The sequence below is a fragment of the Aporhodopirellula aestuarii genome (assembly GCF_023701485.1).
Classification (GTDB): domain Bacteria; phylum Planctomycetota; class Planctomycetia; order Pirellulales; family Pirellulaceae; genus Rhodopirellula; species Rhodopirellula aestuarii.
The window spans coordinates 23,229-33,836 of the sequence record NZ_JAMQBK010000133.1 but is presented as its reverse complement, the minus strand read 5'-3'; the positions used below and the strand labels follow the sequence as shown (position 1 = coordinate 33,836).

Sequence of the window (10,608 nt, the reverse complement as noted above, 5' to 3'; positions counted from 1 at the left end):
GGTGCTGGTGGACGGTTACATTCAAAAGCCGTTCGTTCAACTTGTGAGACGCGTCGAAATCACATCCACAAGACTTCACCCTCCCCTTGGGAGGGTCGAGCGCAGCGAGGGGAGGGCTCCGCGTCATGCCCAATGAATACGCACGCCATCGACGCAAATTGAGCAAATCTTCTCAAATCTCATCTACGTCGCACAATGAAAAGCAAAATGCTCTAGTCCATGGAAGCAGAGATTGAAATGCGACTATCTCAGGAACCAAGCGTTGATGATGATCGAATATTCTTCGAGACATCAGCGTCTATTACCGGCTGAACTATTCGTTCGATGTTCTTGATCTCACGTTCCGCACTCAGGTGAGACTGAAGGTCGCTTTTCGCAACCAAAAGGCCTCTGCAAACTGCAAATCGCAGGCACCTTCGATGCCGCGCAAACGCATGTGGCCACGGAAGACATCGACGTCAAACCAAGACCGCTGTTTTTGCGAATCGAAATGCTCCATTAACCGTGACACTTTCCGTTGGCAATCTTCTTCACTACACGGAACAATCACGTTTGCACCTAAGAGGTCGCCCTCAAACTTTGGGATCTCATATTCAAGAATCGTTGGGCCCCGAAAAACATTCCATGTCAACTCACCAATGGTGCGATGGTCCTGATGCCTGTCTTCGATGCGATGCGTGAAAATCAAATCCGGTTGAGTGCGTTTGGCCAGTGAATGCAGAAACTCCTTAATTTCAACATACTGACCCGGGAAATAGCTGTCGCGAAACGCGTGCACTTCGACGTTGGAACTTTCTAGTTTCTCCAGGTAGCAGTGAGCGCTCTGTTCCGCTTCCTCTCGACGCGTGGAGTCACCCGATAGAACGACCCAATCGACATGCAGGTTGGGCCGAGCATCGACTAATGAAGCAAGCGTCGCTCCACAACCGATTTCAATATCATCAGCGTGTGCTCCTAGGCAAAGCACGGATTCAACGTTATCGCTGAGTTGGAAATTCATGGTGATTGAATGCTCGGCCTCTCGTTGGCAATCTGCGACGCCTGCCACACCGTCCAGGGAGTTTCACCGCGATCGTGCAGATCTTGCAATTGTTGGAATTCTTTATAGGTGTCCATGCACCCCCAAAAGCCTTCGTATTTGATGGAATGGACTCCACCGACTTCCACTAGATCTGAGAGAGCATCATCAACGATGTCTTTCCCATTGTTCAAATAGTCGAAAATACGATTTGAGAAAACGAAGTAGCCTCCGTTCATCCACACGTCACCTTTTCGTACTTCGCTGATCTTTTCGACTTTTCCGTCGACGTCAGTAACCACCGTATGAAACGACTGGGATGGCCTGACCGACAAAAAAGTTGCTACAGATTGTTGCTGCAAATGGAAATCGACCAAGACCGGCAATTCCACATCGCACAACCCATCGGTGTAATTCGCCAGGAAATTTTCCTCGCCTTCAAGATGGCGTTCGACAGCCTTGAGCCTTTGGCCGATACTCGATGAGATACCTGTGTCGCAAAATGTGATCTTCCAATCTTCGATATCGCTACTGAGTAGGTCAATCGTGCCACCACCGTTGCTTAGCACGAAATCGTTTGACAACGATTCCTGGTAGTTGAGAAAGTAGTCTTTAATCACGTTCCCTTTCCAGCCAAGACAAAGAATGAATTCCTTGTAGCCGTAATGCGCGTAGTACTTCATCACATGCCATAGGATGGGACGATAACCAATTTTCACCATCGGCTTGGGCACGGACTCGGAATACTCACGCATTCGCATGCCCATTCCACCGCAGAAAAGAACAACTTTCATGATAAGCTCTTGCTCAATCGCTGGACGACTTGGTCGCAGCGTCGACCAAACGTTTGGGGGTAGGATGAATTGCTGTCGGGATCCGATTTGCGTCGAGCTGAATTTCTTCCTCGGAAAACGATTCTAAATCAGTCCCTCTCCGATAATCCATCATCGTTGTACCGGTGGATAGATTATCAAGATTGGGTGCTCCGCGGTCAGCTTGAAAGTCGCATTGATTGACGGTTCGGAAATCGATACTGAACCGAGTCACGCCGGTTAGGTTTGGAACCGTTGAGTGCAACTGGGCGGCCGAAAAGACAACCACTCCGCCCGGTGGACACGTGATACGAATGTCCGGTTCAAGCTGCAACGGCTCCAATGCTTCCGACTGCACTCTCGTATCCTTGGTCGTCGATTGATTCGCTGCTTGCTTCCGCCCAGTTTGATTCCAATCCTGATAGTTGAATTGACAGGAACTGTTTGCCACGGGCGTGTGCCAGTAATTTGGGTGAAACGCCATCGTATTGCCCGCTTCGATCGGGTAAACCGGCATCCACCAATTCAATTGCGACTGCGGCGGCGAATACCAAGTATCGCGATGGGGCTTGAAAGCATATGCCAGCCCGGTCTTCAGAAAGTCTCCCGAACAAGCACTCCTCAATCGAGGCACATCAAAATAGGTATCAGTTAAATCGCATCCTAAGTCCGCGAGGAGCTGCGGAATAAACTGCTTGCAGTCTGGATGATGGATAAAGCCTGGCTTGAGTTCCTTCAGAATCTCAATGTACTGCTCGACGCTCAGGTGATCCTGTGCCGAAGGTGGGTGATAGGGCGCAAACGCGGTTTCGCACATCTGACGCGCCAGTTCACACAACCGCTGACTGCCCGGCGTTGGAGAGTACACATAGATATCACCGTCGTACAAACGCTCACGTCGCTTGACGTCATCATGATCACTGTCGAAGTGTATGTTTGTCATGAGTTTATTAACCTGCTGCGTTTTCAATAATACGTTTTCCACCGCCGCCAACACTCTGGCCACTCAACGTGGTAGTGACCACTCTCTTCCATTTACCGATCTGTAAAAGATATCGCGCCAGCACAGCGTGGCAGGCGAGTCGCTCCATTGTGGGCAATTCCGCATGCGCTATCGCTCCGTAATGCGCCCGAAAAATGGACCATCTCGTCGAAACAAATGGCTTCCTATTTCGTGCCGATATGAATTCAGCCTGTGCATTGGCAGAGTCAATATAGCTTGACGCGCCGGCGTGAATCCTTTGACTGAACAATAGCTCGTCAATCCAGTGCATCTTGCCGATGAGACTTAATTCACCAATCAATACTTTTTCAGATCCATAAATATCAACCAGCATCCGTGTCTTGTTAAGGGCGTCACGGCGAAATAGGCCATACGAATCCACCGACCAACGCGTCCCAAGCAGTACGCCAGCGTAACGACGCGAGGGGCGATCATGATTGAGATCGACCCTTGGGTGGCCTTTCCATCGCCTATTGCCAAATTCGTCTAATTCGACTTCTTCGTCGTCTCTCGGCAAACGGTCGAGCCATGACTCTCCATTCGAATCGACCATGTCAGATTTTGCATGGCACCAGATCACGTCAGGGGTTGTTTCCAAAATATCAACGCAACGAGAAACAAACTCAGGATGACACAAATCATCCGATGACGCCCATTTGAAATACTTGCCTTTGGTGTGGTGGAAGACGTAGTTGAAGTTACCAATCGCGCCCACGTTTTTTGTTTGCCGATGGTACCGTATTCGCGAATCCTTAGACGCATACTCGCGGCAGATCGCTTCCGTTTGGTCGGTGGAATCATTGTCAGAGATAAGTAACTCGAAGTCGCCATACGATTGATTGACCAAACAATCGAGCGCTTCGACAAGAAAGCGTTCTCCATTGCGAACGGGCAGACCGATACTAACTTGAGGCGATGAACTCATAATGGAATGGTTCCGCGGCATTCCTAAACGACTTGCATAGGCTTTTGGGCGGCAAGATACTCCGACTCGATCCATGCAAAGGTTTTCGCCATACCGTCAGCCAGACGAACGGAAGGCGACCACCCAAGTGACTCTTGAATCAGCGTATTATCACTGTTTCTTCCGTTGACGCCTTTAGGGGCGTCGAGGTTGTAAGTTCGCTTCAATTGGACGCCTGCGATCTTCTCGACGATGTCAACGAGCCCATTGATCGTGACTAGTTCGTTGGACCCCAAGTTTAATGGATCGCGAAATTCGCTGTTGGTGATCAGATGAATGCCGTGCAGGCAATCGTCAATGTAGGTGAAACTGCGAGTTTGTTTTCCATCACCCCAAATTTCGATCTCTAGATTATTGGTCGCTTTGGCATGAATGACTTTACGACACACAGCAGCGGGAGCCTTTTCACGACCGCCTTGCCAAGTTCCGTGGGGCCCGTAGACATTATGAAAACGTGCGATCCGCGTTTCTAAACCGAAGTCTTCGTAATAATGTCGACACATTCGCTCTGAAAATAGTTTTTCCCAGCCGTATCCATCTTCCGGCATCGCGGGATAGGCATCACTTTCCTTGAGCGGGACAACGTCTTCGTTGACTTGCTTCTCTGCGTTGTAAACACAGGCCGAACTCGCATAAAAATAACGCTGAGCCCGTGCTTCATGGGCGGCCATCAGCAAGTGCGTATTGATCAGCACCGACAACATGCACAAGGCTTTGTTGTTTTCGATGAACCCCATGCCTCCCATATCGCAGGCCAAATTGTAAACTATCCCCACGTCCTCACAGGCACCGCGACAATTTTCCAGCACGCTCAAATCGGCGACGGTATTCTCTGCCCGTTTATCAACGTGATACCATTGGTCGATGGGCTTGATATCGACGCTACGCACGTTCTGATAGCCGCGGCGGAACAGGTCGGCAACGAGATGACCACCGATAAATCCGCCACCGCCAGCAACCAAAATTGGACGTTGTCGATCCATCGTGCTATTTGATGAGAGCGAAGAAATTGTCATTGCAAGTCACCTTTGTCTAGGAGTTGTTTTTAGCGATATCTTGTCGAGATGAAAAATAGGCAACTAGTAAACGCATACAGAATACTGAGTTGGTAACGAGGTAGCGTTTCCATAATCGATGCGGCTCACATTTGAGACGGAATAACCATTCCAAACCGTACCGTTGCATCCATTCGGGCGCCATGGGCTTGATTCCCGCGTGGAAATCGAAGGCGGCACCGACGCAGACTTGAACGGCCTGAATACGGTGAGCCTGTGCTGCGGCGAATTTGTCTTGCTTAGGACAGCCTAGTCCAATAAACACAATTCGCGACTCGCTCGAGTTAATTCTTTCCGCAGTTTCGATCATTTCCTGTTCAGATAACGGTCGAAACGGTGGGGACTCGCTACCGGCAATTTTCAACCCAGGATGATTTGCCAGAAGATTCGTCTCCAATTGCTGCAGACTGTCAGGCGTTCCACCGTATAGATAAATCGGCAAGTCGTTTTCGACCGCTGATTTTATCACTCGTTGCATCAATTCGGGTCCATAAACCCGTTCCTTCAATTTGGCTTTGTACAGTAGGTTCAATGCCCAGCGAACTGGTTGACCATCCGGCGTAATCATCGCAAAGTCATTAGCTTGCTTGCGTAAACATTCCTCGCCCGAGATGGTCGTGATAGCATGGACCGCATGGCAGGAGACGATGGCCGCTTGCCGCTGTGCAGCCGATGCGATCACACACCGCACAGCCTCGTCATATTCGACACAGCTGACGTGTAATCCGAACAAGTTTTGCTTGACCGGCCAATGAGGCACGAAGTTAGTCAATGGATTGTTGATTGTCGTTGGAGGGAGTGATGTTCGTCGACTCATGACGGTAATTTTTCAGAACTGACGCCGACATTCGATTCAGATGGATCGGCTAGATTCACGCCAGCTTTGTTGTAAACATTGAGTAGTTGGAGCAGATTGGTCTCGGCGGAGAATTCGCGTTCGTAATGGGCTCGCCCCTCGACTGACAACCGCTTTTGAAGTTGTTCATCGGCAAGCAGGTTGCGACAACGCTCAGCCAATTGCATGGCGTTTCCGGGCTCGAACAAGAGGCCGGTTTGATCGTGTTGAATGAGAGTGGCCATTGCGCCCATATTCGACGCGATGACAGGCGTGCCGCAGGCCTGGGCTTCGATTATCGTACGACCGAATGTTTCATACCAAACGGAAGGGAATACGAGAAACTTCGCAGCGCCGATGCATTGCATGGTTTGGTCTCGCGGAAGTTGCCCTGCCAGGCGAATACGTGGATCACGCTGAGCGGCACTTTCCACTAAACCCCGGAGCGGCCCCTCACCGACGATCAGCAACTCTAAGTCCGGAAACTCGCTCAGTTCACTCCAAGCGTCCATCAAGACATCGAGCCCTTTCTCCTTGGAAAGACGACCGACAAAGACGGCGTAATTTTTTTTGCTACGCGAATCGTGGAATCCCGGATCAGGGCGAACAAAATTAGGCTTGACCGTCATGCGTTCTGGCGGCAGCCCAGCAGCGGTGAAGATCTCTTTGGAATGCGGCGTCAATAAAATATATTGATCAATCAGTCGCGACCATGTTCCACGCCGCCGATGATAGGAATGCATTAAGGCCGAGACGGTCGAGGCAGTCAGACTGCCCTGGTAGCAACGGTGGATGATCCCCGATAACGGCATCGCCTTCCCGAGACACTTATGGCAGACCTCTCCGTTTCGAAGGAGTGTCCCACCGACGCAGGCTAAGCGAAAGTTGTGCAACGTTTGAACAGTCGGCACGCCCTCGTCTTTGGCAGCTTGATAGAGCGAAGGCGAAAACAGCGGGAACGTATTAGCACAGTGAACAACGTCCGGTGACTCACGTTGAATCAGTTCCCGAATGTCGCGGTATGTTTCAGGGTTCCAAAAGCTCTTGCGTGCCAAATCGATCTTACCCATCGTGTCAATTTGGCTGTTTTGAGCCTCGTATCGAACGACTTCGTGACCGTATTCCTGCAACAACCAGCATTCATCTTCGTAAACGACGTCTTCGCCGCCTGGGTACTTATAGTACAAGTGACACATCAGTGCTTTCATAGCGTCACTGGCCCCCGGTTCGGGCGTGCGCCGTCCAACGTCCATGCCTGATTCTGGACCGCCGCCTGACACGCGATTGAAGTAGCCACTCCAATGAGCACCGAAAACACCACCGATTCCGGCGCCAGTGGTCCGATGAAGGAGGAATTCAAAAATCCCCATCCAAAGTACCACAGCGAGATGAAGCCAATCATCGCGGTCGAACGCGACGAATTCGCTACCTGCCGATAGCCGCGATATAGGCCCAAGCCGATCCAGCCGATCCCCGTCACCAGCAACGACAAGCCAATAGCTCCGGTTGTCGTCAACGCCTGCAACCAGAAATTGTGCGCCGTCCAATTACCCCATTCATACCAAACATACATTCGCCCCGTTTTCGAGGTCACAAAGTAGCCGTGTCCGAGAAGCGGAGAATCCCAATAGGACTTCCACATTTTGGTCCACATTTCTTCTCGCCCTGAAAGACTAGAGAGCTCCTTCTTCGATTGCCCCTGCTTGGCATAAATGCCCACGGAGTCCGCAACTTCATAGAAACCGTCCAGACGAGCGTCCACCACGAGATAGCCGGTCACAATAATCGAGACGGCGAGTACTGCACCTGCCAGAAACCCTCGGTGCGCGTAGCAAGCGATCATCGCCAGCGCTACCAATCCAGTGATCAGCACCGATAGACGATTTCCCGCCACCAGCAACACGGCCAAGTGGGTCGCCAGTATCAATGGCCAAAAGCGACTCCATCGCGAGTTCCAAAGCAATCTCAATCCCAACGTCACCATGACGCCTAATCCGGACGCGGATGACGCACTGGTTGAGTGGAATATTCCCGATGACCTCTTCGTCAAGGCACCGACACTGGGAATGGCAAAATGAATGATTAGCAACAGGAGTGCCAACAGGAATAGGCCCATGGACAAATGAAAAAACATTCGTTCGCTGTCACGGTCACTTCTCCACACCAATGCAATGATGTAGCCCAACACGATTAGAATCGCGAAACTGATTACCTGTTTCAACGAGATACCGCGGTCGGCAGACCATGCCACGGAGGCAAAACCATACATCGTGAAAAGGATCAATGGAAACATTCGCCGCAGAACGCGATCGCGCCTGGGGTGTTTCCACAGACTGAGTACGGCGAACGAGAGGATGCCAATCGCGGTGACACGCGTCGTGAGCTTGTTCAGCGATAAGACACTGGCGGGCAGAATTGATTTCGTCCCGTATTGGCTGGCCTTGTAATCTTCCGGTGGCGAAAACGTGCTGTACATCAACATCCACATGCAAATCAAGATCGGTGAGATCCAGGCTGCGATAGGAAGACTGCCTACCCAGGCGTTTTTCTCGCCCGCTTGATCAGCATGACTGAGGTGTTCGATTATGGCATGCTCTTGCGAGATCGTCATCAATATCCGAATCCCGAATGGTGTTGCTGATTGATGATGACACCAGAAATCTCCATCCCCATGCGTCGGAGGCGACTGGTCGCAAGCTGGGCGGCGTCTGATCTAGTTTCCCCGTCTTTGACGACGAGAAAGATGCGATCCATGGGCATCAGGCATTTAAGGAAATCAGCATCCGGCGTGATCGGAGGAAAATCGCAGATCAGCAAATCGTGATCAGCTGACAAGCAGCGGACGAGCAATGGAAACAACTCGCGATGGGATTCTTGGAGATTAGGTGTGCTCCCAAACGGGACCACCGAAAGCCCTTGCAAACTCGTCGATCGGACCGCCTCAGACGTGTCTGCTTTCTCGCATAGCACATCCGAAAGCCCCGGCGACGGCTCCAAACTCAATGATTGGGCAAGGCTAGGTCTTTCGAAATTGGCGTCCAGCAAGAGGACATCCGCCGTCTGCGCTGCGGCGGCAGCAACATTGATCGCGACCGTCGACACGCCATGCCCCGCCGAACAGGATGTCAACGCGATCGACCGCAACGGAAGCTCACCGTCGCGGGTAGGCCAGCCCATCTTGAGCAACGTATTGTGCCAATGACTCATTCGATTATCTAACCAACTAGCTCGGGGGACGCTTCGTCGTGCTCAGCAACGGCGCTCTTTGTCCACTGGGGTGGCCCCAGTTCCGGTAGACGCTCCGCTGCGGCTAATTTGGGCACTGACGATATGACCGGAAGCCCCAGCACCATTTCAATGTCATTGCTTGATGAAAGAGTCGGATGCCGGTATTCCAGCAAAACGGCCATCGCGATCCCGCCCGCGGCACCCAGAAAAATTGCCAAAAGAAGGTTGATCGCTTTATTCGGTTTTGCCGGTTTGAGATTCAATGAGGCCGCCTGAGCGACACTCACATTCGACAACTCTTCCGCCTTCATCATCTCGTCAATGCGTGCACGCTGAAGATTCACCGCGTACTTACGGTAATTTCCGTCCAAGATCGAGATTTCTCGATCCAAGCGAGCAAATTGCAACTCATCTGAAATGAAGTGATCCAAGTCAACTTGGAAAGCTTCAATTTGTTCCTTCAGCTTGGCAACTCTCGCTTCAGCAGCAGCCAATGCGGGCCGCTTAAGCATCAAAGCGACACTCGTTTCTTGGTAGACCTGATTGGGGCCACTGACCATCTCGCGGCGTCCCAGTTCCGCAGCAGCTAAGACTTTTCGCGATTGTTCAAGTCGCTCATTCATCTGCTGAACTTTAGGATGTGGTTCCTTGTAGGTCGCAAGCAAATCCTGATACGCCATTTCAAGGCGAAACAACTCTTGACGCATTCCATCGGCACCTTCATTTCCGGCACCGACAGTTTCCGAAACCGTTTGAGTCGACGAAAGCGATGACAAACCTCTAGCAAGATGGTCGACTTCCGTTTTCAGCGAAGTCGCCTCAGCCTCGGCGTGAAGCAATTGCGATTCAAGCTCGGCAATACGTTCAACCATTTTGCCGCGGTGCAAATCCGATGAGAGCACACGGGTCTTGTTTTTAAGGCTTTCCAATTCTTCTTGCCGATCGACTAGCTCGGAATGAATCACTTCCGTTTGTTCTGCCAAAAACCGGTGCGTTCCCACAGAGCGGTGAAGCCGAACGTGTTCGTGGATGTAATTGCGAACCAAAGAGTCGACAACGCTTTGAGCCAGTTCGGGTGAATAACTTTCGAAGCTGAGAGTAATCACATTGGATTCCTCGAACGCTTCCACATCCACATCTTTCTGGAGCTCAATGACGGCCCTCTCTTCGCGAGGCAGATCGTTGAGAACACCCCACGATGTCAGCAGCGACATGGTCGATCCGATTGCCCCCGCAATCCATGTTTCCTCCTCGACTTCACCGGAACTTTCACCCGGCGGGACATAGTCTCGTTCTAAAATCGGCTCTGCACCGACTTCCTCCACGACCGCCTGATAGAGCTGTTTCGACTTCAGCAGCTCAACCACCGAGTTGATTTCAGCCTGCCTGGATTGCGGCATCATCACGACGGGATGTTCCCCTAAGGTGGCTGTCGCATCCAACGCCGCGTTTTCGCGTCCTAGACGCAAGAAAAGCCGTGCGTCGGAAGTGTACGTCTTCGGTGTCATCAACGTCACGCACCCGACGAGCGCGACCGTCGAGAAGAAGAACAAGGCAACTTTCGTTTTGCGACGCATGACCCCGCGGATCGCGTCGTCTAGCATGAAAGGACGATGTTGCATGACAAAACCAAAGATGGAACGTGGAAATGGCGGTGGTAAGAACCGACCGAAATGCGGTCGTAATTCTGCCT

The 10,608-nt window shown here is 51.5% G+C and carries 10 protein-coding genes; all 10 read right to left on the bottom strand.

Annotation, left to right across the window (positions count from 1 at the left end; genetic code table 11):
- Positions 1-349 precede the first annotated feature (349 nt).
- The gene (locus NB063_RS31405; RefSeq protein WP_250933698.1) at positions 350-1,000 is read right to left on the bottom strand and encodes a PIG-L deacetylase family protein; all 651 of its coding nucleotides are present in this window, start codon (positions 998-1,000) and stop codon (positions 350-352) included.
- Positions 997-1,812: a sugar phosphate nucleotidyltransferase gene (locus NB063_RS31400; protein WP_250933696.1), complete on the bottom strand. Its 816-nt coding sequence runs from the start codon at positions 1,810-1,812 to the stop codon at positions 997-999. Before NB063_RS31400 ends, NB063_RS31405 begins: the two co-directional genes overlap by 4 nt.
- Before the next feature lie 13 nt (positions 1,813-1,825).
- A complete protein-coding gene (locus NB063_RS31395; protein ID WP_250933694.1) occupies positions 1,826-2,773 on the bottom strand; it encodes a hypothetical protein in 948 nt (315 codons plus the stop codon).
- 7 nt (positions 2,774-2,780) lie between these two features.
- Positions 2,781-3,833 carry a glycosyltransferase family 2 protein gene (locus NB063_RS31390; protein WP_250933692.1) on the bottom strand — a complete coding sequence of 351 codons (1,053 nt, stop codon included), beginning with the start codon at positions 3,831-3,833 and terminating at the stop codon, positions 2,781-2,783.
- Complete coding sequence (locus tag NB063_RS31385) at positions 3,782-4,813, bottom strand: NAD-dependent epimerase/dehydratase family protein (protein WP_250933689.1); 1,032 nt, start codon at positions 4,811-4,813, stop codon at positions 3,782-3,784. Before NB063_RS31385 ends, NB063_RS31390 begins: the two co-directional genes overlap by 52 nt.
- A 16-nt stretch (positions 4,814-4,829) precedes the next feature.
- Complete coding sequence (locus NB063_RS31380; protein WP_250933687.1) at positions 4,830-5,534, bottom strand: WecB/TagA/CpsF family glycosyltransferase; 705 nt, start codon at positions 5,532-5,534, stop codon at positions 4,830-4,832.
- A gap of 131 nt (positions 5,535-5,665) precedes the next feature.
- On the bottom strand, positions 5,666-6,895 hold the full coding sequence (locus tag NB063_RS31375) for a glycosyltransferase (RefSeq protein WP_250933685.1): 1,230 nt from the start codon (positions 6,893-6,895) through the stop codon (positions 5,666-5,668).
- A complete protein-coding gene (locus NB063_RS31370; RefSeq protein ID WP_250933683.1) occupies positions 6,892-8,298 on the bottom strand; it encodes an O-antigen ligase family protein in 1,407 nt (468 codons plus the stop codon). Before NB063_RS31370 ends, NB063_RS31375 begins: the two co-directional genes overlap by 4 nt.
- Positions 8,298-8,894 carry a tyrosine-protein kinase family protein gene (locus tag NB063_RS31365; RefSeq protein ID WP_250933681.1) on the bottom strand — a complete coding sequence of 199 codons (597 nt, stop codon included), beginning with the start codon at positions 8,892-8,894 and terminating at the stop codon, positions 8,298-8,300. The genes NB063_RS31370 and NB063_RS31365 overlap by 1 nt, the downstream gene beginning before the upstream one ends.
- 8 nt (positions 8,895-8,902) lie before the next feature.
- The gene (locus tag NB063_RS31360) at positions 8,903-10,537 is read right to left on the bottom strand and encodes a GumC family protein (protein WP_250933680.1); all 1,635 of its coding nucleotides are present in this window, start codon (positions 10,535-10,537) and stop codon (positions 8,903-8,905) included.
- Positions 10,538-10,608 lie beyond the last annotated feature (71 nt).